This is a genomic window from Virgibacillus salexigens (genome assembly GCF_014905415.1).
Lineage (GTDB): Bacteria > Bacillota > Bacilli > Bacillales > Amphibacillaceae > Virgibacillus > Virgibacillus salexigens.
In genome coordinates this window covers 550,664-576,804 of sequence record NZ_BNEO01000001.1, presented here as the reverse complement: position 1 = coordinate 576,804, position 26,141 = coordinate 550,664, and the positions used below count along the sequence as shown (strand labels likewise).

22 protein-coding genes and 1 pseudogene are annotated in these 26,141 nt (G+C 38.4%); 14 read left to right on the top strand and 9 right to left on the bottom strand.

Translation table 11 applies throughout. From position 1 onward, the window contains the following. Positions 1–91: 91 nt before the first annotated feature. Positions 92–820, bottom strand: coding sequence for a sugar phosphate nucleotidyltransferase (locus tag JKP73_RS02690; RefSeq protein ID WP_021289406.1), 729 nt, complete (start codon positions 818–820; stop codon positions 92–94). A gap of 194 nt (positions 821–1,014) precedes the next feature. Between JKP73_RS02690 and JKP73_RS02685 the strand changes: the two genes are divergently transcribed. The 4 genes and pseudogenes from JKP73_RS02685 (at position 1,015) to rbsK (ending at position 4,510) form a co-directional block, all read left to right on the top strand. Then, positions 1,015–1,446 carry a hypothetical protein gene (locus JKP73_RS02685; RefSeq protein WP_038242702.1) on the top strand — a complete coding sequence of 144 codons (432 nt, stop codon included), beginning with the start codon at positions 1,015–1,017 and terminating at the stop codon, positions 1,444–1,446. A 43-nt stretch (positions 1,447–1,489) separates the two neighbouring features. Next, a pseudogene (locus tag JKP73_RS23015) lies at positions 1,490–2,002 on the top strand (LamG-like jellyroll fold domain-containing protein); the annotation flags it as partial. Between the two features lie 198 nt (positions 2,003–2,200). After that, positions 2,201–3,277, top strand: coding sequence for a glycosyltransferase WbsX family protein (locus JKP73_RS23010; protein ID WP_031335065.1), 1,077 nt, complete (start codon positions 2,201–2,203; stop codon positions 3,275–3,277). Positions 3,278–3,586: 309 nt separating this feature from the next. Then, on the top strand, positions 3,587–4,510 hold the full coding sequence (rbsK, locus tag JKP73_RS02675) for a ribokinase (RefSeq protein ID WP_200410862.1): 924 nt from the start codon (positions 3,587–3,589) through the stop codon (positions 4,508–4,510). Positions 4,511–4,565: 55 nt separating this feature from the next. On the opposite strand, the gene JKP73_RS02670 is transcribed toward rbsK, so the two are convergent. Next, positions 4,566–5,471 (bottom strand): LysR family transcriptional regulator, encoded by a 906-nt coding sequence (locus JKP73_RS02670; protein ID WP_021289402.1) that lies wholly within the window; start codon positions 5,469–5,471, stop codon positions 4,566–4,568. Positions 5,472–5,594: 123 nt separating this feature from the next. Between JKP73_RS02670 and hutG the strand changes: the two genes are divergently transcribed. The 8 genes from hutG to JKP73_RS02630 all read left to right on the top strand — a co-directional run bounded on the left by hutG (position 5,595) and on the right by JKP73_RS02630 (position 16,163). Further along, positions 5,595–6,566: a formimidoylglutamase gene (hutG, locus tag JKP73_RS02665; RefSeq protein ID WP_234447041.1), complete on the top strand. Its 972-nt coding sequence runs from the start codon at positions 5,595–5,597 to the stop codon at positions 6,564–6,566. Between the two features lie 93 nt (positions 6,567–6,659). Next, positions 6,660–8,333: a urocanate hydratase gene (gene hutU / locus JKP73_RS02660; RefSeq protein WP_200410861.1), complete on the top strand. Its 1,674-nt coding sequence runs from the start codon at positions 6,660–6,662 to the stop codon at positions 8,331–8,333. Next, positions 8,334–9,632, top strand: coding sequence for an imidazolonepropionase (gene hutI / locus JKP73_RS02655; RefSeq protein ID WP_200410860.1), 1,299 nt, complete (start codon positions 8,334–8,336; stop codon positions 9,630–9,632). It abuts the gene before it with no gap. A gap of 15 nt (positions 9,633–9,647) precedes the next feature. Beyond that, positions 9,648–10,979 (top strand): YjiH family protein, encoded by a 1,332-nt coding sequence (locus tag JKP73_RS02650; RefSeq protein ID WP_021289398.1) that lies wholly within the window; start codon positions 9,648–9,650, stop codon positions 10,977–10,979. A 209-nt stretch (positions 10,980–11,188) separates the two neighbouring features. Next, positions 11,189–11,626, top strand: coding sequence for a histidine utilization transcription antiterminator HutP (gene hutP / locus JKP73_RS02645; protein WP_200410859.1), 438 nt, complete (start codon positions 11,189–11,191; stop codon positions 11,624–11,626). Between the two features lie 168 nt (positions 11,627–11,794). Next, on the top strand, positions 11,795–13,312 hold the full coding sequence (hutH, locus tag JKP73_RS02640; RefSeq protein WP_200410858.1) for a histidine ammonia-lyase: 1,518 nt from the start codon (positions 11,795–11,797) through the stop codon (positions 13,310–13,312). A 241-nt stretch (positions 13,313–13,553) separates the two neighbouring features. Then, positions 13,554–14,546, top strand: a complete 993-nt coding sequence (locus tag JKP73_RS02635; protein ID WP_038242710.1) for an NAD(P)H-dependent flavin oxidoreductase — start codon at positions 13,554–13,556, stop codon at positions 14,544–14,546. A 27-nt stretch (positions 14,547–14,573) separates the two neighbouring features. Then, the gene (locus JKP73_RS02630) at positions 14,574–16,163 is read left to right on the top strand and encodes a long-chain-fatty-acid--CoA ligase (protein WP_021289394.1); all 1,590 of its coding nucleotides are present in this window, start codon (positions 14,574–14,576) and stop codon (positions 16,161–16,163) included. 105 nt (positions 16,164–16,268) lie between these two features. On the opposite strand, the gene blaI is transcribed toward JKP73_RS02630, so the two are convergent. Further along, entirely contained in the window at positions 16,269–16,676 is a 408-nt protein-coding gene (gene blaI, locus JKP73_RS02625) for a penicillinase repressor BlaI (RefSeq protein WP_021289393.1), read from the bottom strand. Between the two features lie 43 nt (positions 16,677–16,719). Continuing rightward, positions 16,720–18,489, bottom strand: coding sequence for a BlaR1 family beta-lactam sensor/signal transducer (locus tag JKP73_RS02620; RefSeq protein WP_038242716.1), 1,770 nt, complete (start codon positions 18,487–18,489; stop codon positions 16,720–16,722). Positions 18,490–18,990: 501 nt separating this feature from the next. Here JKP73_RS02620 and bla point away from each other — a divergent pair. Next, a complete protein-coding gene (gene bla / locus JKP73_RS02615) occupies positions 18,991–19,920 on the top strand; it encodes a class A beta-lactamase (protein ID WP_021289391.1) in 930 nt (309 codons plus the stop codon). 106 nt (positions 19,921–20,026) lie between these two features. Here the strand turns inward: bla and JKP73_RS02610 are convergent, their stop codons facing one another. The 5 genes from JKP73_RS02610 to JKP73_RS02590 all read right to left on the bottom strand — a co-directional run bounded on the left by JKP73_RS02610 (position 20,027) and on the right by JKP73_RS02590 (position 24,539). Continuing rightward, positions 20,027–20,959, bottom strand: coding sequence for a Gfo/Idh/MocA family protein (locus JKP73_RS02610; RefSeq protein WP_021289390.1), 933 nt, complete (start codon positions 20,957–20,959; stop codon positions 20,027–20,029). 98 nt (positions 20,960–21,057) lie between these two features. Continuing rightward, positions 21,058–21,690 (bottom strand): hypothetical protein, encoded by a 633-nt coding sequence (locus JKP73_RS02605; protein ID WP_200410857.1) that lies wholly within the window; start codon positions 21,688–21,690, stop codon positions 21,058–21,060. A 48-nt stretch (positions 21,691–21,738) separates the two neighbouring features. Beyond that, the gene (locus tag JKP73_RS02600) at positions 21,739–22,476 is read right to left on the bottom strand and encodes an alpha/beta hydrolase (RefSeq protein WP_200410856.1); all 738 of its coding nucleotides are present in this window, start codon (positions 22,474–22,476) and stop codon (positions 21,739–21,741) included. Between the two features lie 121 nt (positions 22,477–22,597). Then, a complete protein-coding gene (locus tag JKP73_RS02595; protein WP_200410855.1) occupies positions 22,598–23,707 on the bottom strand; it encodes a glycerol dehydrogenase in 1,110 nt (369 codons plus the stop codon). Between the two features lie 532 nt (positions 23,708–24,239). Then, positions 24,240–24,539 (bottom strand): DUF2089 family protein, encoded by a 300-nt coding sequence (locus JKP73_RS02590; protein ID WP_021289386.1) that lies wholly within the window; start codon positions 24,537–24,539, stop codon positions 24,240–24,242. Positions 24,540–24,884: 345 nt separating this feature from the next. Here JKP73_RS02590 and JKP73_RS02585 point away from each other — a divergent pair, with 345 nt between their 5' ends. After that, positions 24,885–26,087, top strand: coding sequence for a M20 family metallopeptidase (locus JKP73_RS02585; protein WP_200410854.1), 1,203 nt, complete (start codon positions 24,885–24,887; stop codon positions 26,085–26,087). Positions 26,088–26,141 lie beyond the last annotated feature (54 nt).

Genomic DNA, 26,141 nt, shown 5'->3' with positions numbered 1-26,141 from the left:
ATCTCCCTTCTAGAGATTTCTTTTTTAGAGGTTGATTATAACTGGTAATTATAGTCAAGCGTCATACGTCAATCCTTGTATCACAATTCATTTAGTTATCCAGCTTCTTTTTTAAAATAAGTTCATTAGCACGTGCGTAATCTTGGAATGTACCAGCATCAATCCACCACCCCGATAACACGTCATATGTCATTAGTCTATCTTGAATATAGAGGTTATTGATGTCTGTTATTTCTAATTCTCCTCGATTTGAAGGGTTTAGTGTTTCAATAAGCTTAAATACATTACTGTCGTACATATAAATACCAGTAACACAATAATTTGAAGGTGGATGTTTGGGCTTCTCCAGAATCGAAGTAATTCGATTATCCATCTTATTAAATGAAGCAACTCCAAATTGTTCCGGATTACCCACTTGTTTCACTATGATTTTGGCTCCAACTGGCTGTGTTTTAAAATTCTCCACATAGGAAACTAGTGAGTCCTCAAATAGGTTATCACCGAGTAAGACGATGAATTTATCGTCTTGAATAAAATCTTTTGATACATAAACAGCGTCTGAAATTCCCTTTGCATCGAGCTGTAATCCATAATGTATATTGACACCTAATGCTTCCCCATTACCTATTATTGTTTTGAAATCTTGTGTGTCTTTTTTATTTATCACAAGTAAAATGTCCGTAACTCCTATTTCCTTTAGCTTCCAAATTGAATGGTAAATCATTGGAAAACAACCCACCGGTAATAGGTGCTTATTTATTACTTTAGTTATTGGTGACAATCTTGTGCCTAACCCACCTGCTAAAATAACACCCTTCATATTCAACCACTCTTTCTCGGTAAACGGTTGCTGTCAACTCCATTAACATACCTATGTATTTGAAAAGAAAGATATTCTAAGATCAGATTCAGGATAATGAGCCAATAAGTAGTCGAACATCTAATCAATATCTGGGAGTTTTAATATGATGTAGTAAGTTGTTTCAAAATGGGGGTATAAAAGGAGGGATAGTCGTGGGCGTGTATAAATCTGCTAGAAGATATAGTAGAGAGGCATTCTGGGAGAAACGGCGTCGTGTAAAAAGAAGAAAGGATGGGTGTAGTGGATGTGACCATTTAATACAATGTAATAATTGCATTTGTAAATTATTAAGTAATATGTTTTGGCAACAAAATACAGATTTTTGTGATGTGGAAAGATGTGAACGATTCTTAATTAAGGAGAAGGGAACTTCTGAACCAATATCCCTTGATGGATCGGGTATGCCAACTGTATTTAAATTGGAAAAATCATTGGACAATAGTTGTTGTGTTATTTTTAGTTATCAAGATATGGGAGGAACGACTCCAATGGTTCCAATTCGTCGTAAGTTTGTGGTAGATTGTCAGTCCCTATCAGGTATTGTTTGCTTAAGGGAAGATGATGATATGGTTTCCTTTTATTAATTAGTGATGGTATAAACTTGGAGAGTCTCATTTTGGGGCGATAATGGGTTTTAAAAGGAGAGATTTCATGGTCAATGAAGAACGTCTGTACTTTGATGGAAATAGTAACATTGAAATTAAACCGTTAATTAAAAACATCAGCAATCATTTCACGTATGAATTTTGGGTGAAACCGGAAGAAAAGATCCGGTTAGTTAATGAAAATAATAAAGGTACACAGGGGCTAATTGATCAACGATTTGTAATTTTTCCAGGACATACTGAAAATAAATTCCAATCAGGTGTAGGGGTATCTGTTGGTACGAACGGAGTTGTTGTAGTGGAGCATGCTGATGACTATTTTCCTGCTACTTTGGTGTGCGGTACAGAGCTAAAAGAATGGTCCCATATTTCCATTGTCATTAAGAATAAAATACCTAATCTCTTTATAAATGGAGAGTTTGTTAAAGAAGGAGTTTCCAGTGCTAAGGAAGAAGTATTTGCTTCAGGAACAATTGGAGGACTTAAACGGTATGGATTTTTTGTAGGAAAGGTTAAAAATGTAAGGTTATGGGATCATGCTCTAAATATTGGATTGATTCAGCATTGTAAAGACGATGAAATAACTGGGAAGGAGAATGGTCTATCTCTAGAATGGAAAGGTTTTGCGTATGAGGAAGTATCCTTTCCTATGAGCAGAGCTCTAATGCATGGAAAAGGAATGGATCGAATTCAAAGAACGGGGGAAGGTGCTAATCACAATAATCAATGCAAAATCAAACTAATCGCCTTTTATTTACCGCAATTTCATGAAATCCCTGAGAATAATAAGTGGTGGGGGGAAGGGTTTACAGAATGGACGAATACAAAAAAATCATCACCCTTATTTACCAATCATTATCAACCCCGTGAACCTTATCAAGATTATTATTATAACCTCCTAGACCCAAGTGTGCGTGAATGGCAGGCAAATTTAGCTAAGAAGTATGGTATCTATGGTTTTTGCTATTATCATTATTGGTTCGATGGAAAGATGTTACTTGAAAAACCATTTAATGAAGTATTAACCTCTGGTAAGCCAGACTTTCCATTTTGTCTTTCTTGGGCAAATGAACCTTGGTCAAGGAGATGGGATGGGAGTGAAGATCAGGTCTTGATGCCTCAATACTATGGAAGAGAAAAAGATTGGCAATCGCATTTTAACTATCTATTACGTGCCTTTATGGATGATAGATATATTCGTGTCCAGGATAAACCAATTTTTCTAATTTATCGCCCTGAACTCATACCGAATTGTTCTGAGATGTTACTATATTGGAACGAATTGGCTAAGCAACACGGCCTTGAAGGGATATATTTTATTAGAACTTTAAATGGATTTCATCCACTATCGGATAAAACTAATTTTGATGCTTCATTGGAATTTGAACCGCATTATACGATGGCTCACGGTGGTTGTCATCGTATGTGGAAGGGGATAAGTGGATACAACGGAAGAAAACTAGCCATGGACTACGATACACTATGGTCCTGTATTTTAAATAGATCTCTAGTTGATAATGAAACGAAGGTTATACCAGGTGCTTTTATCGATTGGGATAATACTGCTCGTCTTGGCGAAAATGCCAGTTTTTGTGTTGGTGCTAATCCAACATATTTTCAAAACTATTTAAGCGAGCAAATTCATCGTGCAAACCATTTGTATCAAAGTGACCTTTTGTTCATAAATGCTTGGAATGAGTGGGCAGAAGGAACTTATCTCGAGCCCGATAAAAAATTAAAATTTCAATATTTAGAAGCGGTAGAAAAGGCGCTAAGAAATAATGGATATCAATCAGAAGGGGGGAAGTAAGGGTGCTTATAGACTTATTTAAAGGTACTTCAAATGACCAAGGGTGCAATATAGAATAATACAAAACTGACTAGGAAAAGCGTTTGGAAGTTAAGTCTTAATGAAACGATGATTATCTAAAATATTCCGAGGGCATACCTTAGAGCTAACTAGGGTAACAACACCTGCTTTTCATTTTAATCCTTGCTGTCGCCTTCCCCTTTAAAGATAATGTAAATGAGGTGGGATGTAAACGGGTTCTACTATACAAAATATCCAATATTGCTTGTATAATGAACAAAGAGTCGAATGTAAGGAGTGAAAAATTCAATGGCGAATATAATGGTTGTAGGGAGTTATGTAGTAGATTTGATGAGCAGAACACCACATATGCCAAAACCGGGAGAGACCGTATTAGGTGGACCATTTCAAATGGGGCCTGGTGGAAAAGGGAGTAACCAAGCTGTAGCCGCTGCTAGACAGGGTGCTAATGTAACCATGGTGACGAAAGTTGGTCACGATCTATTCGGTGACCATGCAATGGAAAATTTTACGGAAGAAAGCATAGATACTACATATGTAACACGACATACAGAAGAAGCGACTGGAACTGCTATTATTACGGTTGATGATCAAGGGGAAAATACGATCGTTGTTGCTTTGGGAGCATGCGGGAAAATAACCTCAACGGATGTACAAGGCGCTGAACAGCGTTTAGAAGCATCGGATATGGTACTCGTTCAATTAGAAACATCGATGGATGCAATTCGAACAACGATTCAACTCGCAAGAAAACATAATAAGCCGGTCATCTTAAATCCAGCACCTTTCCAACAAATCGACGATGATTTACTGCAAGACATTGCGTATATTACACCAAATGAAACGGAAGCAAGTTTACTCACGGGGATAGAAGTGGTGGATGAGTCATCAGCAAGGAAAGCAGCCAAACAATTAATCGAGCGTGGCGTGCATGCAGTTGTTATTACCCTTGGAAAACAAGGCTGCTTTGTGTATGACGGTTCTGATGAGGGAGCACTTGTAAAAGGCTTCCCTGTTCAAGCGGTTGATACAACTGGTGCGGGAGATGCATTTAATGGCGGTTTGGCAACATTTATTGCTAAAGGCATGAAATTAGACAAAGCTGTTATTCGAGCGAATGCAGTTGCGGCAATATCGGTAACGAAAACAGGAACCGCTATAGCAATGCCAACAATGGCAGATGTGGAGGAGTTTTTAAGGAACACCAAATGATCCCTTATTCTATTTAAACGAGGCATCATCACAGCTAAATGGGAGAACGATATCGCTACTTTGTTGTAATACGATGATTGACTTTAAAATATGTTTCTATTAATTCAATATATCGTAGTACAATCGGAGGTAAATACCGATTTTTTTCGTATGCTAGGTAAACATGACGCGCGATATCTTCTCCAACTATAGGCCTGATTGTATAATTCCCATTCATTGCTTGGTCTACGTAGTTTTCAGGTAATATGGTCATGCCTAGTCCCTCATCCACTAAACGACATGCTGTTTCAAACCTTTCAATTTCAAATTGGATTTTTGGTTGAAAACCAGATTTTCCAAATGCATGTAAAATGTCCTTTCTTGTCTGAAATCCTTCCTTACATACAATAAATGCTTCACCTTCCATATCTGCAAACCTTAATTCCCTTTTGCTGGCCAGTCTGTGCCCGTTAGGAAGAACTGCCACTAATCTTTCTTGATAAAGAGGAGTTGCTTCAATCATCTCGCTGTTGAGAAATTGATTCGTGATAGCTAAGTGAATATCAAAGTTCATGAGTGCGTTTTCTACGTCAGGTAAGCTGAGAATTTCATGTAAGTTAATTTGTGCATGGGGATAGTCTCGTTTAAATGATTTTAAAATCTTAGGGACCCAGAAATGAGAGGACTCAATTAACCCAATCTGTAGTTGGAGCGGTCCTTCTCGTTTTAGCCGGTTCATTTCGTTGGAAACATGCTGATAATGATTGACTAATTTCTTAGCTTCATGATAAAGAATGTTTCCTTCTTCAGTCACTTTTATATGCCGAGTGCTTCTTTCCAATAGTGTCATTCCAACCCCTTGTTCCAATCTTTTTATTGCTGCACTCAAGGATGGCTGAGAAATATGAAGAACATCAGCGGCTTTTGTAAAGGTTGCTTGTTCTACAACCGTAATGAAATAAATGTACAGGCGAAAATCCATTGTTTCCCTCCATTTTTATAGATTTAAACTATAAATTTATAGAAAATATGTATTGGTAATTATATATTAGCTTACGTATAATTTTACGTAAAGTAAGTATTTTCTAAAAAATGAAACATCGAGGTGATTTTCATCTATCAACCAGTAGATAAACAAATATGGACAGGCAGAGTGGATGATTACAATAACCCTAGAAGCTACCGATTTCATCAGATTGTTGAAATAAAGAATAACAGTGAACTCATTGAGCAAAAACAATTGACTTTTGGTTTCATTGGTTTTGAGTGTGATGAAGGAGTCAAGCGAAATAAAGGTAGACAGGGCGCTAAAAAAGCACCAAACGAAATTCGTAAGTCCTTGGCAAAACTGCCCTCCCATATAAATACTTCCAAAATAATTGATCTGGGTAATGTACAGTGCATGGATGAGCGTATGGAGGAGGCACAGGAAGAACTAGGGACGTATATTCATTCACTGTTTAAACATCGTTGTACGCCAATTATATTAGGAGGAGGACATGAGACATTATACGGTCACTATTTAGGAGTACGTAAATCGGTTAGTCGAGAGGCGACGATTGGAATTATTAACATTGATGCTCATTTTGATTTGCGTAATGAAGCAGCACCTTCATCTGGGACGATGTTCAAACAAATTCTTGAACAAGATAAGCGAGCAGGTTATTTGTGCTTGGGTATCCAACGGTTGGGAAATACTCAAGCGCTATTCGATGAGGCAGATAACTATAGTTGTCAGTATGTGATGGAAGAAGATGTTGCTGATCTTACATCGACGTTCCAGCAAATCGATTGGTTTAGTGAACAATATGATTACCTTATGTTAACTTTATGCACTGATTCACTACAGGAATCAGCAGCTCCAGGGGTTAGTGCACCGTCACCTTTTGGATTGGAACCAAAAACTGTTCGAGCGATCCTCCAATATATTTCAAACAAACAACAGTTCGTAAGTTTTGATATTTCTGAAGTGAATCCAGAATTAGATACAAGTGATTCAACCGTACGATTAGCTGCTTATCTGGTTGCTGAAGTAATGCAGGGAATACACAGGAAGTCTCTGCAAGGAATTAACTAACATGATATTACGTTAAATATAAAATACTGGCTATTTCTACTATTGGGTGCATATATCTTTTGAAAAGATCAAGAGAATAGGAGATGGGGAAATATGAAAACGGAAAACAACATACAGGTAGAGCAATATCGTGGCTCAGAATTGCATACAAAAGGTTGGATTCAAGAAGCGGCGTTACGAATGTTGAGTAATAATCTGAACCCGGAGGTGGCAGAAAATCCAGCAGAGCTAGTGGTGTATGGAGGAATTGGCAAAGCAGCACGCAATTGGCAATGCTACGAGGCAATCGTCAAGGAATTAAAACAGCTTGAGGATAATGAGACATTACTAATTCAATCAGGAAAACCAGTCGCTGTATTCCGCACCCATAAAAACGCTCCGAAAGTATTGATTGCTAATTCGAATTTAGTACCAGTCTGGGCGAATTGGGAACATTTCCATGAATTGGATCAGAAAGGGTTAATGATGTATGGACAAATGACTGCGGGTAGTTGGATTTATATTGGCAGTCAGGGGATTGTACAAGGGACGTATGAGACGTTCGCAGAATGTGCGAGGCAGCATTTTGACGGGAACTTGAAAGGAACGATAACTGTTACAGCTGGTTTAGGAGGAATGGGAGGTGCACAACCATTAGCGGTAACATTAAATGAAGGTGTTTGTATCGCAATGGAAATGGACCCTCATCGAATAAGCCGTCGTTTAGATACGAATTACTTGGATACTTCGACTGATAGCTTGGATGAAGCTATTAAACTTGCAGAAGAAGCACGTAATAAGGGAGAGGCACTATCTATCGGTCTATTAGGAAACGCAGCTGATCTCCTACCGCAAATGCTTAACAAGGGGTTTATCCCTGATGTGCTTACAGATCAAACATCTGCTCATGACCCATTAAATGGATATATTCCCGTCGAACTGACGTTAGCAGAAGCCGTCAAACGACGTAAGAATGACTCGACGAATTATGTTCAATTATCTAAACAAAGTATTGCTACTCATGTACAGGCGATGCTGGAAATGCAATCTAAAGGAGCGGTCACCTTTGACTATGGCAATAATATTCGCCAAGTAGCTAAAGATGAGGGAGTTGCAAATGCATTTGATTTTCCTGGGTTTGTTCCTGCATACATCCGCCCACAATTTTGTGAAGGGAAAGGGCCGTTTCGCTGGGTAGCGCTATCCGGTGATCCGGAAGATATCTATAAAACAGATGAAGTCATCTTACGGGAATTTAGTGACAATGAATCCCTTTGTAAGTGGATTCGTATGGCACGAGAAAAAATTAGTTTTCAAGGGCTTCCTTCACGTATTTGCTGGCTTGGGTATGGAGAAAGAGCGCGCTTTAGCAAGATCATTAATCGTATGGTTGAACGTGGGGAATTAAAAGCACCAATGGTTATAGGACGCGACCACCTTGATTCAGGTTCCGTGGCCTCACCAAATCGGGAAACGGAAGCTATGAAGGATGGTAGTGATGCTGTGGCAGATTGGCCAATCTTAAACGCGTTAATTAATAGCGTTGGTGGCGCAAGTTGGGTCAGTGTACATCATGGTGGCGGTGTTGGTATGGGTTATTCTCTACATGCTGGAATGGTAATTGTTGCTGATGGGACAAAAGAAGCGGAGGCACGGTTAGATCGTGTACTGACAACAGATCCAGGAATGGGCGTCGTTCGGCATGTGGACGCGGGCTATAGAAAAGCAGAAGAGGCAGCAAAGGAAAAAGGTGTTCATATTCCAATGTTAAATAAAGGAGCGTTATAAATGTCAGAGAGTATCTTTATTAAACACGCAGCCCAATTAGTTACGGTAAGTGGACATACGGAGAATCCTGCCAAAAGAGATGGGATGAGAGAATTGAACTGTATTGAAGATGGCGCATTACTTGCAACGGATGGAAAGATTATTGCGGTTGGTACAACGGAAGGCATTCAAACGAAGTATAAAAATGAGATCAATCAGGCAAAACAGATTAATGCGTCAGGTAAAGTAGTATCTCCAGGTCTCATTGACCCTCATACACATCTTGTTCATGCAGGAACGCGGGAAAATGAATATGCGATGCGTTTAAAAGGAAAGACGTATATGGACATTATGAATCAGGGTGGTGGGATTCATGCTACTACTCGGGCTACACAGCAGGCGGATGTTGATCAACTATACCAAGAGTCAAAACAGCGTCTAGACACATTTTTAGTAAATGGTGTAACTACGGTAGAAGCAAAGAGTGGATATGGCTTAACTACAGAACATGAGATCAAGCAATTGGAAGTATCTCAGCACTTAAATGAGAATCATGTTATGGATATTGTTTCTACTTTTATGGGGGCACATGCTGTTCCAGTTGAGGAAAAAGCGAATCCAGACGCATTTGTTGATCGAGTTATTTCTGAAATGATACCGGAAGTTGCAAAACGGAAACTAGCCCAATTTAATGATGTATTCTGCGAACGGGGTGTGTTTACACCAGAACAATCACGAAGAATTTTAGAAGCTGGTAAGGAATTTGGTTTGATTCCAAAAATCCATGCAGATGAAATTGAACCCTATGGTGGAGCAGAGTTAGCTGCAGCAGTTGGGGCTGTTTCAGCCGATCATTTGTTGAAAGCATCTGATGAAGGAATTCGCCAAATGGCGGATCAGGATGTGATTGGGGTCCTGCTTCCAGGCACTGCATTTTTTCTAATGGCGGAATTTGCCCAGGCAAGGAAAATGATTGACCAAGGTTTAGCGGTTGCACTTTCCACAGATGCAAACCCAGGTTCGTCACCAACACTGTCTTTACAATTTATTATGAATCTTGGCTGTTTAAAAATGGGTATGACACCAGAAGAAGTAATTACGGCCACAACCATTAATGCTGCACATGCAATTGGCCGAGCTAATCAAATTGGGAGCCTAGAAATTGGGAAACAAGCAGATATTACAATTTTCGATGTTCCGAATTATTTAACTTTGTCCTATCAATATGGAATGAATCATGTAGATACAGTTATCAAGTGTGGGCAAGTAGTTGTAGAAGATGGTAACTTACAAACGAGGGCGTTAAAAAAGGTACGTTAAGCTGGGAGGATATCCATGAGTGAAGTGCAGAAGCAGGTACCAGTAACCGGAACAAATCATCCGAAGCAAGCGGTAATGAAGTTTTTTGGTTATAGCCTCATTGGAATTTTCATGTTCTTTCTTCCAATATCAATAAATGGCAGTTCGTCGATACCGTTGGACCATCTCGTAACGTTTTTACGTAATGGCTTCCCTACTGTAGTCTCTGTGTATATCTTTGTCATTATTGCTTTTGGTGCGATACAACCGTTTGTGAACCGTTCATGGAAGAAAAGCGCTGTAACCAAGGTCTTATCTTTTTTCAAGGTCATTGGGCTAATTGTAGCATTCATGCTTTATCTGGATATTGGACCGAATTGGTTATTCAGTCCTGATATGGGCCCATTTTTAATGGAAAGCTTGGTTACTCCAGTAGGGGTGCTTGTGCCAATTGGTGCGATCTTTCTTGCATTATTAGTTAGCTACGGACTTTTAGAGTTTGTTGGCGTATTGCTGCAGCCAATGATGCGGCCGATATGGAAAACGCCAGGTAGGTCGGCGATTGATGCTGTTGCATCATTCGTTGGTAGTTACTCCCTTGGCTTATTAATTACCAATCGCGTTTTTAAAGAAGGAAAATATACAGAGAAAGAAGCAGCGATTATCGCAACGGGTTTTTCTACAGTATCTGTTACGTTTATGGTTGTTGTGGCAAACACGCTTGGACTCATGGAAAAATGGAATACGTATTTTGGGGTTACCTTAGTTGTCACGTTTCTGATCACGGCAATTACTGTACGGATTTGGCCGTTAAACAAAATGAGTGAACGTTTTTATGCGGATCAAAAAGGCGATCCAGAAGCAAAAGTAGAAAGGGAACGATTCAAAGTTGCATGGCAGCAAGCGATGAAAGTTGCTGAACATGCGCCATCCATTTATAAAAATATATGGTTAAATCTGAAAGACGGACTTATGATGACAATGTCAATTTTACCATCGATTTTGTCGGTTGGACTTTTGGGGTTAGTACTTGCAGAATTCACTTTTACCTTTGATATACTTGGATATATCTTCTATCCATTTACATGGATCATGCAAGTACCAGAGCCATTGATGGCAGCAAAAGCGGCAGCGATGGAAATAGCGGAAATGTTTTTACCAGCTCTGTATGCTGCAGAAGGCCCGCTAGTTACGAAATTTGTCATTGGTACCCTATCGGTATCAGCGATTTTATTTTTCTCAGCAACCATACCAGTTATTCTATCTACGGAAATTCCAATTTCCATTCCGAAGTTACTCGTGATATGGATAGAACGTACCATTTTGACAATCATTATCGTCACGCCGATTGCATATGTATTATTATAAGTTCACATTGGAATAGATGATTTAGTGATGAGGTTGAGTTTTCGATTTTAAAGTATCTGTATAATAAAAAGACGGAATCTTCATAAATAGAATTGACGAATGAATTTGCCAGCACGTATACTGATTATTAGTTACTAGTCATTAGTTAAATTGCTCTCATTTTAGAATGGAGCTGAAAGAAATAGAATATTTTTTAGGAGAACAAACGGATGAGACAGAAACTTCGGATTGGGAAAATTGCAACATTACTGGCGATGTTAGAGGAGCAAGAACGAGCGTCATATTCATCCCTGCTTCAAGATGCCCAATGCTGTGAAGGCAAAGTCGGATCAATGGATATGCAAAAGGTAATATCTGCAGTGGAGACAGCAGTAAAACGTAGCGGTTTGATTCAAGACGGAATTTACCGAGAAACCCATGCACTTTATCATGCAATATTAGAAGGTCTGGAAGGAATTACAAGAGGGCAGTGGGCGATTGGCGAAATGATGCGGACCGTTGGTTTACGCTTTGCTGTTGTTCGTGGAGAACCTTATGTGGACTCTGGAGAAGGTGAATGGATTGCGGTTGCCTTTTATGGAACGATCGGTGCACCAATCAAAGGCTTGGAACATGAAACGGTTGGCCTAGGCGTTAATCATATTTAAAGAAGATAAGATAATCATTACCTAAAGGAATTAGCTAAAAGGAGGTGATGATGGCTGTTTTTGTATGCCATTGTCATCTCTTTTATTGTCTAGAAATTTACAGTTGCGGATAACTTACTGAGTTCGAGCTGCACCTTGCTGCTTGGTTTATGAAACGGAGGAAAATCAATGATTGAATTAACCGGAAACAATTTAACAGTGGAACAATTAAAACGAATCTGTATTCATTTTGAACAAATAGCGATTTCGAGTAAGACGATGGAAAGGGTCCAAGAAAGTAGAGTAGCCGTAGATCGAATTGTTGCCAACAAAGAAATTGTCTATGGGATCACGACGGGCTTTGGAAAATTCAGCGATGTAAGAATTGATACGAAGGACGTAGAAGATTTACAATTGCATTTGATTCGCTCCCATGCTTGTGGAATTGGCAAACCATTCGAAGAAACGATCGCACGTGCCATGATGGTACTTCGGTTAAATGCATTAGTAAAAGGATATTCCGGTGTACGCCCGGTTCTTGTAGAACAATTAGTAAAACTGGTCAATCAGCGTATTCATCCAGTTATTCCTTCGCAGGGTTCTCTTGGGGCATCTGGAGACTTAGCTCCTCTAGCACATTTAGCCTTAGTAATGATTGGGGAAGGAAAGGTCTTTGATATGACAGGGAAACCAACGGATGCGGCTTCGGTTTTGGCAGAAAAGGGAATTAAACCAATTGTATTACAGGCAAAAGAAGGCTTAGCCTTAATTAACGGTACCCAGGCAATGACAGCAGTTGGAGTCATCAACTATATAGAGGCAGAGAAGCTCGCATATGATAGTGAATGGATTGCAGGACTAACAATGGAAGGATTACAAGCAATTATTGATGCTTTCCATCCTGCGGTTCATGAAGCAAGAGGATATCCACAACAAACCAATGTAGCTAGACGAATGACCGATTGGTTAGAGGGGAGTCGATTAATAACTAAGCAAGGGGATAAGCGTGTACAAGATGCTTACTCGCTCCGCTGCATCCCTCAGGTGCATGGAGCAACATGGCAGGCACTTGATTACGTAAAAGAAAAGTTGGAAGTTGAAGCAAATGCTGCAACTGATAACCCACTTATATTTAAAGGTGGAAAATTAGTGATATCGGGTGGGAATTTTCATGGTCAGCCAATTGCCTTAGCGATGGATTTTCTTAAAATAGCAATTGCTGAACTTGCTAATATTTCTGAACGCCGAGTGGAACGATTAGTTAATCCACAATTAAATGATTTATCCCCATTTTTAAGTGCGCAGCCAGGACTTCAATCTGGAGCGATGATCATGCAATATGCCGCGGCCTCACTTGTATCTGAAAATAAAACCTTAGCTCATCCAGCGAGTGTTGACTCAATTCCCTCTTCTGCAAATCAGGAGGATCATGTTAGTATGGGAACAATTGCATCTCGACACGCAAGAGAGATTATCCACAATACGCGTCACGTGTTATCAATTGAATGTATTTGTGCGTTACAAGCAGTAGAAAGTAAAGGGATTGAAAACATGGCAGCGCAACTAAAAGCGAAATATCACGAATACCGAAATATTGTACCGACGATTAGCAAAGATCGGATTTTCTCTACCGATATCGAAGCTGTAGCTAGTCATTTACGTCTACAGAATGATTCTATGGGTACGCTGACGCTAGAGAAAACTTGACAATCTAAGCCATAATTATTAGAATTATCAGTAATTGAATAATGAATGGGTATTCAGTGATTATTGGATGAAAAATAAAGTTGAAATCGCTTCCAATAAGTGCTTGCCGCCTAAAACTTTTACTTTAACCAAGTGAATGGAGCAAGAGGCTCAGGTACAGGAGATATCTATCAACTCAAAGCAATAGTAACCATAGCTGTATAATGTATACAAAAATTCTTTGGAAAGAGGAGTCTTGAATATGTCTAACGAAGCCATTCAACGAATGAAAGATTCGATGCGCTTGCCTGTTATTATGGCGCCAATGTTTTTAGTATCCAGCCCGAAAATGGTAGTGGCTGCTTGCCAAGCTGGTATTGCTGGGACATTTCCAGCATTAAATGCTCGTACCGGTGATATTTTGGAAGACTGGATGCATCAAATTAATATCGAAATCAACGCAATTAAAGAAAAGGAGCCAACAAAGAAAATCGCTCCATGGGGGATTAACTTTATCACTCATCGTTCCAATAAACGATACACTGAAGATCTTAAGTTAATCGAAAAATACCAACCACCTATTGTAATTACATCACTCGGAGATCCAAGTCCTGTAGTGGAAATTGCCCATGAATATGGTGGCATCGTCTTTTCCGATGTAATTAATGTTAAGTTTGCGAAAAAGGCAATAGAGAAAGGTGCGGATGGATTAATACTCGTAGCTAGTGGAGCTGGTGGGCATGCTGGTGTATTGAATCCCATTGCATTTATCCATGAGATACGGTCATTTTTTGAAGGGCCGATCGTATTAGCTGGCGGTATGTCAGAAGGAGAAGATATTCTCGCTTCGGAAATCGTAGGAGCAGACTTTGTTTACATGGGAACCCGGTTTATTCCTTCAGAAGAGAGTGGGGCGTTTGATGAATATAAGCAAATGATTGTTGATTCATCGATTGAAGATATTATCTATACGGATGCATTCAGCGGTGTTAACGCAAATTATTTAATCCCAAGTATTGTAAAAGCAGGTCTTGACCCGAATAACTTAGAAAAGAAACAGGAAATTAACTTTAATAAATTGGATAATCCGGAGGTGAAAGCATGGAAAGATATTTGGGGTTCTGGGCAAGGAATTGGTGCAATTAATCAAGTACAGTCGATAGAGGAAGTCGTGTCTGAACTAGAAAACGCGTATATATCAGCAACAAAAAAGATTATCAGCCAGAGTAATAGATTGACACATAAACATGTGTAAAAAACTCATTTTAAAGGGGCTGACGATATGAATTATCCACTGACACCGTTGGATTGGAAACGCAGAGCTGTTAAATATTATCCAACGAAGACAGCAGTGATTGATGGAGAGAAACAATTTACCTATCTAGAATTTGGAGAAAGGATTGACCGTTTATCAGCAGCGCTTACAGATGCAGGTATTCAAAAGGGCGATCATGTGGCGGTCATGTTACCTAATACACATTATATGCTGGAATGCTTTTATGGGATTTGCCAAACTGGAGCTGTTATGGTACCGCTAAACTATCGAATTCAAGCATCGGATATGGAATACATTATTAACCATAGTGATGCCAAAATGCTAATTGTCGATGCGGAATTTGCAGCTTCGATTCAGGAAATTGAGGCAAATCTGTCATTGGAAGAAATAATTATTGTTTCTGTTCCTGGATATCATTCTACCTTACAGGGGATAGATTATGACCATTTTATCGCTCACGTCAATCCATCGGTGTATTCTCCAGTGGACATCGACGAAAATCAGCTGCTAACGTTAAACTATACCAGTGGCACCACTTCGAACCCGAAAGGTGTGATGTTGACTCATCGGGCAAACTACATGAATGCAGCAAACTTCATGTTTCATCTTGGAGTGAATCATGATGATGTCTATCTTCATACGTTACCGATGTTTCATGCGAATGGATGGGGAGGTATATGGGCAATCACAGCGGTAGGAGGGGTTCATGTATGTTTACGAAAAGTTGTACCATCTATTATTTTAGAATTATTTGAGCAGCATCAGGTATCGCTATTATGTGGAGCACCAACGGTGATCAATATGCTTGTTAACGATCCTAAAGCACAAGTAACAACGATAACATCGAAGCCACGTATGGGCACGGCAGGATCGCCGCCAGCCGCAGCTTTAATTGAACGAGCGCAAAAGATACTTGGACTAAATATTATGCATGTCTATGGACTAACGGAAACGGCACCTTTTATTTTATACAATGAATGGAAGCAGGATTTTAATGAAAAATCAGCTGATGAACAAGCAACGATTAAAGCAAGGCAAGGTATTGAACTTGCCTTTAATGGAGAAACAAAAGTGATTAGTCCCAGCGGTCAAGAAGTTGCCTGGAATGGGGAGGAGCTGGGAGAAATCGTAACCCGCGGTAATGTAGTCATGAAGGGGTATTATAAAGATAAAGAGCGGACAGCTGAAGCGATCAAAGATGGTTGGTTCCATACTGGGGATTTAGCCGTAACGCATCCGGACGGCTATATTGAGATTCGAGATCGAGCGAAAGACATGATTATCTCTGGTGGTGAAAATATCTCTTCAACAGAAGTAGAAGGGGTATTATATAAACACCCTGATATCTTAGAAACAGCTGTCATCGCTGTTCCAGATGATAAATGGGGAGAAGTACCAATGGCAGTTATTGTGTTGAAATCTGCAGCAAACGTAAGCGAAGCAGATATTGTCACGTATTGTCGTGATAATATGGCCCATTTTAAAGCGCCGAAAATCATAGAATTTGTAGAAGAGCTTCCCAAAACAGCGACTGGTAAACTGCAGAAATTTCGTCTGCGCAGAAAGTATTGGAATAGTGAAAAGCGGGTGAACTAACTATTTGACCGGTTTTGTAATGGTAGAAGTATTGAATAAAAAAGCACCTCGCAGTCGCAAATGAACTCGTTTTGTTCAATAGTGACTTCGAGGTGTTTTTTATTGTTATTCACTTGATTTCTTACCTGAATCGTTTTCACTTGGTTTTTTATCTAAGATGGAGCGTAACTCATTAATCTCCTCTTCAGACAAGGAGTCGTCTTCAATAAATTGTACAAGCATGGACTTCAATGTCCCCCCGTAGATTCGTTGAATGAAGGATTGAGCTTCGGCATGCTGACAATCATCTTGCGCGTAATTCGGGTAAAAAGTATAGACTCTTTGATCTTTATTGACACTGATCACTTGTTTGTGTGCAAGACGATCCAATAGGGTGCGCACGGTTTTTGGCTTCCAATCTTTTTGTTCCTGTAATGAAGAAATGACTTCATTGGCTGTCAGCGGGGCGTTTTCCCATAACACAGTCATAACTTCCCATTCTGCTTCTGAAATACTTGGTACTTTTTTAGGCAAATGAATTTCCCACCCTTCTAACCAAGACACATAAACCATGGAATTAATACATGCCTTTTTCCCTTAATATTGCTAATGTTATTTCAGCTGCCTTACTTCCGTAAGCTTTTTCCTCACTTTGTATATTCGTCGCAAAGAAGAAAGTATCTTTTTCGGTTTCCACATAGCCAATAAACCAACCACTAATGTTTTTGCCATTGACGCTACCTGTACCAGTTTTTCCTGAAAGCATTGCCCCATCTTTTTCCTCTAACTTGATAGCATTTTTTACTGTCTGTATATTCTTATCTTTAAATCCATATTGGTTGGTATAAAAACCTTTAAGTACTTGTACTTGTTCAATTGGGGAAATCTTTAACGAAGATTCTAGCCAGTATTGAGATAATCCACCAGAAAGATTGTTATTCCCATAGCCTATTTCGTTTAGGTATGCTTGGATCGTATCTTTCTGAACACTCTGATCCAATTGCTGAAAGTACCAAGTGACGGAATTTTTCATTGCTGTTGACAAATTTTGATCTTTATTCCAAGAATCATAAGGATATTCCACCCCATTCCACTTCAGGATGGAATGGTTATTTGAGATGACGTTTGTCTCTAATCCAAACAGTGCACTATAAATTTTATATGTGGAGTTCGGAGAAACTCGTAATGTGCTTTTTTCTTCGTTATAAATACGATACGTATCATCTTTCATACTATATAATACAAAGCTTCCTTCATAATCCGCAAAATGTTTGCTTAAGTCCTCGTATACTGTCTGTTCATTATTTAAATGATGATAATTATCTTCAGCACCCATAACGGAAATGATTGGAATTTGACTAGTTATAACTACTCCTACTAGAAGAAAGATAGCTAAACTTTTTAGCTTCAACTTTCTTGTTTCCATTGTATAGGAAGCAATACTTTCAATCCGTGTTTTGATCTGCCTTTTAGAACCATTAAGCTGATTGGTCAAACTAAAATGTTCTTTGGCTTGTGCGTTCTTATCAACAAAATTAATAATCGTATTTCCATAATCAACATAATTCTGCCTATCTAATGTATTTAAAACGGCAGTATCACAGGCAATTTCCCGGTCTAATCTCATCTCTTTAAAGGCGAACCAAACAAGTGGGTTAAACCAATATACAATTTGATAGATGACAACAATGTAATTCCAGACCATATCTTTATATTTATAGTGATTCAGCTCATGAAGCAGAATGTATTCAATTTCTTCCTTCGATAGCCATTCCTCAAATCGGATTGGCAGCACAATATACGTTTTAAACAAGCCAAACGTCATCGGCGTTTTGATCAGTGGAGAAACGCCTATGATCAAATGATTCGATATATTTAATTGTTGTTTACACTGTTCAAATAGGGCTATGATGTCGTTATTTTCAATGTTTATTATACTGCTTTTAATTTTCTTTAATTTTAAACAAGCATTTATGGCCAAAACAGATAGAATTAGTATCCCTAGTATCCATATATTAGCTAGTATTTCATTGAGAACGGTAAGATCCAACCTGTTGACAGATACGGAAAAGTCCTGCATCCAATTTTCTTCCCCTGGCGTTTGTTTCATAGAGGTAGAGGAAGAATTGATTTGAGTACTCTGATTAACATCAACGTTAAAATAATTCTCAACTTGAAGTATATTCGTTGGAATAAAAGGAAGTGTTAATCCAAGGAACATTAGAAACCATAAATAATATCTCCATTTGGCTGTGAGCTGCCTTTTAAACACTTTTCTAATTAGCGTTATTACGACAACAGTAAAAGAAGACACGATGAAACTTATTACAAAATGAGTAAAGTACATATGATTATCTCCGTTTCTTAGTCCTTCATTGAGAATATATATTCCACCGATAAGATCACTAAAAGGTGAGACTTCATAAATTTAATATATAAAAATAGTAGCATTTCGTGATGGGATAATCAATCCACTTGGATTTACAGCAAGTCCAATCTTTTAACGAAGTGTTCCTTTTAATTGTTGTTATAATTACAATTCAAGAGAACTTGTGTTCGCCTAAAGTTAACCGATTTGACAAAGCAAGATTACAAATGTAGTATAAGATTACAGTTGTAGTCTAATGAAGGTATCTAACTTTTTGGTCTACACTTATTGGTTATGTATCATCATTTGATAATCCAGAGGTAGCCTGCCTTTGCAATCGAAAAAGGACGCAGAAGAAAGCGCCATTTTTAGTACACCATATTTTTCGCTAGAGGTGATTCAACATGTAGGAATCTGATTAAATATGTTGTGTGAACATCAGGCTAAGATCAAAACTTCATGTAGAAAGAGGGAATGGGGATGAATTTAGGGAACAAGCTTTTTAAGTTAATAAAATGGAAGAAAACGGGGCTTGTATTATTTGTTTCATTTGCAGCCTTAATAGGTTGTACAGATGATGAGGCAAGTAGTGAAAGTCATCGAGAAGAGCCAAAGACAGAAATAAAGGATCGTTTTCAAAGCCTTGAGGATGAATTTGATGCCACCCTTGGTGTATATGCTTTGGACATGGGAACGAATGAATCGATAGCTTATCGGTCAGATGAACGATTTGCTTATACTTCTACCCATAAAGTGCTTGCCGTAGGAGCCCTTTTACAACAAAAGTCAATAGCGGAATTAGATGAAAGGATTACTTATACAAACGATGATCTGGTAAATTATAATCCAATTACAGAGAAGCATGTTGATACAGGGATGACTCTTAAAGAACTTAGCGATGCTTCCCTTCGCTACAGCGATAATACAGCGGCAAATCTTATTTTCAACCAAATCGGAGGTCCGAGTGGATTGAAAAAGGTACTTAGAAATATAGGGGATGATGTTACTGATCCGCAGCGTATAGAGCCAGCGTTAAATGATTTTACACCAGGAGAACCAGCTGATACAAGTACCCCAAAAGCACTTGTTAACAGTCTTCAAGCTTTCACACTAGGAGATGCACTTCCGAAGGAGAAACGATTGCTGTTAATGGATTGGATGAAGCGAAATACAACTGGTGATCATTTGATTCGAGCAGGTGTACCAGATGATTGGGAAGTAGCAGATAAAACGGGTGCAGGTTCCTATGGTACCCGAAATGATATTGCTATTATTTGGCCGCCAGAAGGCGATCCAATTGTTCTTGCTATCCTTTCCAAACGCGATCAGAAAGATGCGGAGTATGATGACAAGTTAATTGCAGAGACAACGAAGGCAGTAATCGACCATATACAATCAGATGATGAGTAAAAATCTAGTCGTATGCAGGCAGTTTAGAATTGGTGAGTAGCTATGTGATAATAAATGAGCAGAATGTTAAAAGGACTGATTAAAATTAGACGTATAATCGGTCCTTTTACGATTGGTGGGTTAATAGTTGATCCAGCAACCGCTGTGACTTAAATCCTTCTACTCCATCAATCACAGGCTGCTTGTCAAATTTTATACATTCTACGAAATGATAGACAGCACCTTCAAATCCTCGTTGTTTTAATACCGTGTCCCATGAAGAGAAAGAAGAGCTTGAAACGGTGTTGTTTCCTTCGATTTCTGTGTTGTTCATATTCTTAACACGAGTTATTACACCATCGCATACGAGTTCAATTTGTTCTAAGTTTGTCCCGGCCTTTCGATGCATTGCTGTGGTGAGAGATATATTTTGAGTGGATTGATACATATGCTGTGCGTACAAAAGTTGATTCTCCCCATTTGTATGAATCGTTCCATGTAATACACGAAGCTCACTATTACTTAACCAACGTACTGTATCCACAATGTGAAGATAATCATCTAGCATGGTGAATGCATAAGAATTAGGACCAACACTATCTGCTCTATGCTTTTCAACACGTATCCAAGCAATATTAGTTGCTTGTTCCTTCGCTTTCATATACATTGGTGCAAACCGGCGATTAAAACCGACCATCAACTTTCTTCCTGATGTTTTACTTAATTCAACTAGTTTTTCTGCTTCTGAAATAGACGCAGCCAAAGGTTTATCGACATAGACGTCGAGTCCTTTATTCAATAGCTCTGAAACGACTTCGTAATGTGACTGGGTTGAGCTATGTACAAATACAGCATCACAGGCTTGTGCTAATGCTGATAAGCTATAAAAATCTTGGATGCGATATTGTTTGCAAATAGTCTTTCTCTTTTCACGACTTGGTGAAAATGCACCTACAAATGTCCAATCTGTTTCTTTTGAGAGGATCGGCAAGTATGCTTTTTGAGCAATCCCACCTAAACCTACCATTCCAATTCGAGGAAGATTTACCACATTCATCATCCTTTACCACTTAGAATATAAAAGCTTGTAGCTTTATAATCAACTATTAATCTAAACAAGCAGTCTTTTTATTTTTCTGGCTATCTATCTACTCTTTGTTATGTTAATACTAATGTTAACATTAAAAATAATTCAAAACCATTGGTTATAGCCGAACTATTTAAGGGGATAGGAATGACACTAGCTAATGTTATCAACAAAGCTCCCATTAACATCCAAATCCAGTTTATACGAACGGATAAAATAATACCTACAATCAATAAACAAAGAGTAACGAACAATATCATGAAAGGTGGACCACTCTCTGATTCTATTGGAACATAACGTAAGACGTCATATTCCCAGAGTGGTTTTAAATGTAAAGGAATGGTTTCAGTAAACAATTCAAAAATTATTAATAGCATGGTAAACAGTAAAGTAACCATGAAAGCTGCCTTATGTTGAAAGATTCGAAGGTTGAATGGCTTCAATATCCCAAAGGAAAAGAGTACTAATGTAGGCGTGATTAACGCATGGATCCAGTAACGGCTGAGATTCAGATACTCGAGAAACATACCTTCTCCAATAAATCTGCCAACTGCAATGATACTATTATCGGTTACTAAACCAAGTAAGACAAGATAGATAAACGAACGCAATGACCAATTATTCTGAGAAAAGGGTGAACGAACGACGCAGATAAGTAATATCAAATATATGATGGTATAAAGAAAATAGAGCAGGGTATCCATTTCTCTCAACTTCCTCCTTTCATTAAATATAAAAATAATGCTGTTTGTTTAAAGATTGGCATCGTCTAACCACTGTTTTATTGTATCTGTAATCCTCCGTTGTTGTTCCTCAACAGAAATCGTCGCATTGCCATCTCCCTTTTGCTCTCCGTAAATCCCGAACTGTGCATGATTGCCACCTTGAATTTCTTGTAACTCTGCGTGCTGCGATAGCAAATGTTGAGTTTCTTGTATTTCTTTGGGGGTGGTTAATCCATCGTTTTTCGCGTAAATAGACAACATGGGTAGATCCATACCTGTGAAGTTATTATTATCTGTAGGGTAAGATCCTAACAAGATAAGACCATCTAGTTTCGTTGGATTATTAAAAGCAAATGAAGCAGCAGCAACGCCTCCTAGTGAATGACCTCCAATAATCCATTGAACCACATTAGGAAAGTAATCCATTATCTCTTGCGCAATATTTTGATCAAAAATTGCAAAGTTGAATAAGACCTGTGGAATGATAACAAGGTAGCTTTCCTTTGATAATGTATCTCCATAATAACTGTAAGCCTCTGGTTCAACCTTTGCTCCTGGGTATAAGATGATACCAGTTTTTGCTTGCTGATTTTCTGGTTCAAAAACAAGCCAATTTTGCTGATACTCCATGGTATCATTACCGAGGAATGTCGACAGGTTATTCGAAGCTTCATAGGTTTGTTCAGACCATATCCAAAATACACTAAAGCCGATGAACACAAGTAGGGAAGTAATAATCAGAATATATTTAATGATCTTCTTCATTTTTACACATACTTTCTCATTTGTATTCACTACGTTGATCTTGATTTTACCATATTCAGAGATGTTACCAATCCTTATAAAAAAACTTGAGGAGGATGAACCCCCCACAAGTTGAAGTGACCTATTTATTGACTTTTTGTTTATAAGCTCTTGCATATTGATCAGCGGCAAAGATCGCGTCTGCCACATCATCTGCGGTTACTTGAAATGCCTGATGAATGGTTTCCTCATCAATTGTTGCTGCTTCTGCCACTTTTATAATTTCCTTACGGGTGGCATCTTTTAATTTAATCTCTTCTAAAGTTACAGGTAATTCGAGGTGAATGTATAACGCAATGTAACGCTCTATTTCTTCTAAGGAACGTTCTTCTAAAGCAAGCTGGACAAGTGTTCCAAACGCAACCTTTTCGCCATGTGTTAGATGGTGAATATCGCCTTTTATTGCTGTGAATCCATTGTGAATCGCATGTGCTGCAGCTAGCCCCCCACTTTCAAAGCCTAGACCACTAAGTAATGTATTTGCTTCAACGACTGCTTCAAGAGCAGGTGTGACAGACTTAGCCTTCACCGATTCATAAGCAAGGTGTGCATAATCAAACAAGGTCTCCTCACATTTTTCTGCGATTGCTTGTGCAGCGATAGTTGTACTACCACCTGCCATCGTATTTCCTTTCGCTTGAATAACACTTCTTGCCTCGACCCATGTAGCGAGGGCATCAGCGATACCTGATGATAGAAAGCGTTTTGGAGCACCAGCAATTACTTTCGTATCTACTACGACAAGGTCTGGATTTTTATTATAGAAGCGATAGTTTTCAAATACACCCTCTTCCGAATAAACGACAGAAAGCCCACTTGTCGGCGCATCTGTAGAAGCAGTTGTCGGCACAATCACAGTACTGCCATTTATATCATCGGATACAGCTTTAGCGGTATCTAGTGTTTTACCACCTCCCACACCTATAACGACCGTTGCTTTAGCGTTTTTGGCAATATCCGTTATCCGCTTCATCTCTGTTTTCGAAGCTTCACCATTAAATACAACTTCTTCTGTTTGGATAGCTTCCTTCTTTAAGTATTTCACAACGTCATTACCAGCTATATCCCAGACTGTTTCATCGGCAATAACTATCGCTTGATCACCAAGATCTTTGACATATTGTCCAATATTATGAATGGCATTTTTGCCTTGAACGTATTTTGCTGGACTGATAAAGATTCGCTCTGTCATGATATTACACTCCTTTATTATTTCGTCCACCTTAGGTATTCCCAAGTTTTTCTTAATTCAATCTAAAAAGGATGGTTATAAATGCTCGTATCGGAAAAAGCGAAAAAAATATCCAAACGATCATTCGAATAGGAACTTATACTCGGATGACATTTGGATTGTTCTTTCCTACATTATGTATGTCTTTCACTTTTCATTTAAGGAGACTTGATTTTCTTTCAGATAAGCATGAAAGGTTAGATAAATCATAGGTTTTCATTTTGAATCATTCTTTTTTACGTTGCTTTTGAAGGGAGTTCCTAGCTAGATACCACTGCTCGATAAAACAGATTATACCTACTAAAATAATTAGCATATAAGCCAGTATACTTTCGATGTAATGGTTAACAAACTTCCAAGTTAATATCGACACATAAAGTGTAGGAACAACTCCCCCCCAAGATATTATATTGTTTCGATAAAAGATTTGTGCAGCTGAACCCAAAATAATGATAGTTACCGTTCCAAATTCATGAAGAAAGAACTCTATTTGTTAATAATCATTCTTTTCTGCTTTATACTTTTCAATAATTCGTTTCGCATCATCTAATTGGATGCGGTCTTCAATTGCCAATTGTTTAACATAACTAATCAGAGGCTCTTTCTCTAATTCATCATTTAGTTCGATCTTTTGAATGATGTGATTTAATCTTGTTCGCACCGTAGGGTACGAAACTTCATAACTCTTCGCGATTTGCTTTAATGAACCTGAACTTAAAACAAATTTTCGAATAAACTCTATATCTTCCTTTTCTAAGGATGCTATCCATGCGGGCGTATCTTTTGGATCCATTTTATAGTCACCTCACTTGCTTTATAGTATCATAATCAATATTAAAGTTAAATATTTTTATATATTAGCCTTAATAAAATTTATGTTTATTTCAATAATATTAAAGCTATAAATGGGATAATGGCTTGGATCTCACGTTTTATCCTTTCTCACTATTTCTTATTAAGCAGGTTTATTTTCGAAGTTATTCCTAGATAAGGAAAATAAACACATACTTTTCCCTAGAAAATAGAATTCGTTCATCCAATTGGCTCTAGTATAAATTTATATCTGACCATTATTTCCCATTTAAATTTCTGAAAACTTGTATTACTATAAGAATAATATTTAAAAGGGGTGAGCTACATGGAAAAGTTATATAGTAATCTAGATCTAGTCTATGAAGAAATGGTAGAAATACGTAGATTTCTTCACCAACATCCGGAATTATCTTTTGAGGAAACGGAAACAGCAGCATATATTGCAGATTATCATACTGCGTTAGGACATGAAGTTCGCACGAATGTTGGTGGTAATGGAGTCTTGGCTTATCTAAGAGGGGCAAAGCCTGGACCAACGGTTGCTTTAAGAGCTGATTTTGATGCGCTTCCTATCCATGAACAAACCGATGTCCCATTTAAATCAAAGTATGATGGTGTGATGCATGCATGTGGGCATGATGGGCATACAGCGTCACTGTTAGGCTTAGCGAAAGTATTAAACGGGTTACAAGATGAATTAGAAGGAACGATTGTTTTCTTACATCAACATGCGGAAGAACTGCCACCAGGTGGGGCGATATCAATGATTGAAGATGGTTGCTTAGATGGCGTCGATGTTATTTTTGGTACCCATCTACAAGCTCAAATGTCATTAGGAGAAATTGGATATCGTACAGGAGCCTTGCAAGCAGCTCCAGATCGATTTGATATTACGATTAAAGGAAAAGGTGGACATGCAGCTCATCCCCATGATACAAAGGACAGCGTGGTTATTGGTGGACAATTAATTAATAACTTACAGCAAATTGTAAGCAGGAAGGTAGATCCACTAGATTCAGCAGTTGTGTCGGTCTGTAATTTTGTTGCTGAAAACCCATATAATGTGATTGCTGACTCAGCAGAGTTAGTTGGTACAGTACGTACGTTTAAAGAAGAAACGAGAGAATTTATTGAAAAAGAAATGGAACGTATTATTAAGGCTACCTGTGATGTCTCAGGGGCTGATTATGTGTATACGTATACACGCGGCTATCCTACCTTAGTAAACCATAAAGAAGAGACAGAATTTGTAGCAGAAGTTGCGAAAGAAGTACCTGGTGTAGAAGCAGTAAAGGTAACGGAACCAATTATGGGGGGAGAAGACTACGCTTTTTATTTACAACATGTCAAAGGGACCTTTTTCTTCACAGGAGCTAGAAATGAAGATTGGGATATCGCTTACCCACACCATCATCCTAAATTTGATATTGACGAACGGGCATTACTACATGCTGCAAAAGTTTTAGGAGCTGCCACTCTTCAATACATGAATGAATATGCAAACAAATCATTAAATGAAATTGGTTAATTATTTGATGGGAGTCTTCTATTAGTTAGAGGCTCCTCATTCATTATTCGAGGA

What these genes read in the sequence shown, in the direction of transcription:
- hutI (WP_200410860.1), top strand. Translation starts at nt 8,334, where the DNA reads ATGTCAGAGAGTATCTTTATTAAACACGCAGCCCAATTAGTTACGGTA.
- JKP73_RS02595 (WP_200410855.1), bottom strand. Translation starts at nt 23,707, where the DNA reads ATGACAGAGCGAATCTTTATCAGTCCAGCAAAATACGTTCAAGGCAAA.
- JKP73_RS02590 (WP_021289386.1), bottom strand. Translation starts at nt 24,539, where the DNA reads ATGGATCCAAAAGATACGCCCGCATGGATAGCATCCTTAGAAAAGGAA.
- JKP73_RS02630 (WP_021289394.1), top strand. Translation starts at nt 14,574, where the DNA reads ATGAATTATCCACTGACACCGTTGGATTGGAAACGCAGAGCTGTTAAA.
- hutU (WP_200410861.1), top strand. Translation starts at nt 6,660, where the DNA reads ATGAAAACGGAAAACAACATACAGGTAGAGCAATATCGTGGCTCAGAA.
- JKP73_RS02635 (WP_038242710.1), top strand. Translation starts at nt 13,554, where the DNA reads ATGTCTAACGAAGCCATTCAACGAATGAAAGATTCGATGCGCTTGCCT.
- bla (WP_021289391.1), top strand. Translation starts at nt 18,991, where the DNA reads ATGAATTTAGGGAACAAGCTTTTTAAGTTAATAAAATGGAAGAAAACG.
- JKP73_RS02690 (WP_021289406.1), bottom strand. Translation starts at nt 820, where the DNA reads ATGAAGGGTGTTATTTTAGCAGGTGGGTTAGGCACAAGATTGTCACCA.
- hutP (WP_200410859.1), top strand. Translation starts at nt 11,189, where the DNA reads ATGAGACAGAAACTTCGGATTGGGAAAATTGCAACATTACTGGCGATG.
- JKP73_RS02585 (WP_200410854.1), top strand. Translation starts at nt 24,885, where the DNA reads ATGGAAAAGTTATATAGTAATCTAGATCTAGTCTATGAAGAAATGGTA.
- hutH (WP_200410858.1), top strand. Translation starts at nt 11,795, where the DNA reads ATGATTGAATTAACCGGAAACAATTTAACAGTGGAACAATTAAAACGA.
- JKP73_RS02620 (WP_038242716.1), bottom strand. Translation starts at nt 18,489, where the DNA reads ATGTACTTTACTCATTTTGTAATAAGTTTCATCGTGTCTTCTTTTACT.
- JKP73_RS02610 (WP_021289390.1), bottom strand. Translation starts at nt 20,959, where the DNA reads ATGATGAATGTGGTAAATCTTCCTCGAATTGGAATGGTAGGTTTAGGT.
- JKP73_RS02605 (WP_200410857.1), bottom strand. Translation starts at nt 21,690, where the DNA reads ATGGATACCCTGCTCTATTTTCTTTATACCATCATATATTTGATATTA.
- rbsK (WP_200410862.1), top strand. Translation starts at nt 3,587, where the DNA reads ATGGCGAATATAATGGTTGTAGGGAGTTATGTAGTAGATTTGATGAGC.
- JKP73_RS02670 (WP_021289402.1), bottom strand. Translation starts at nt 5,471, where the DNA reads ATGGATTTTCGCCTGTACATTTATTTCATTACGGTTGTAGAACAAGCA.
- JKP73_RS02600 (WP_200410856.1), bottom strand. Translation starts at nt 22,476, where the DNA reads ATGAAGAAGATCATTAAATATATTCTGATTATTACTTCCCTACTTGTG.
- JKP73_RS02650 (WP_021289398.1), top strand. Translation starts at nt 9,648, where the DNA reads ATGAGTGAAGTGCAGAAGCAGGTACCAGTAACCGGAACAAATCATCCG.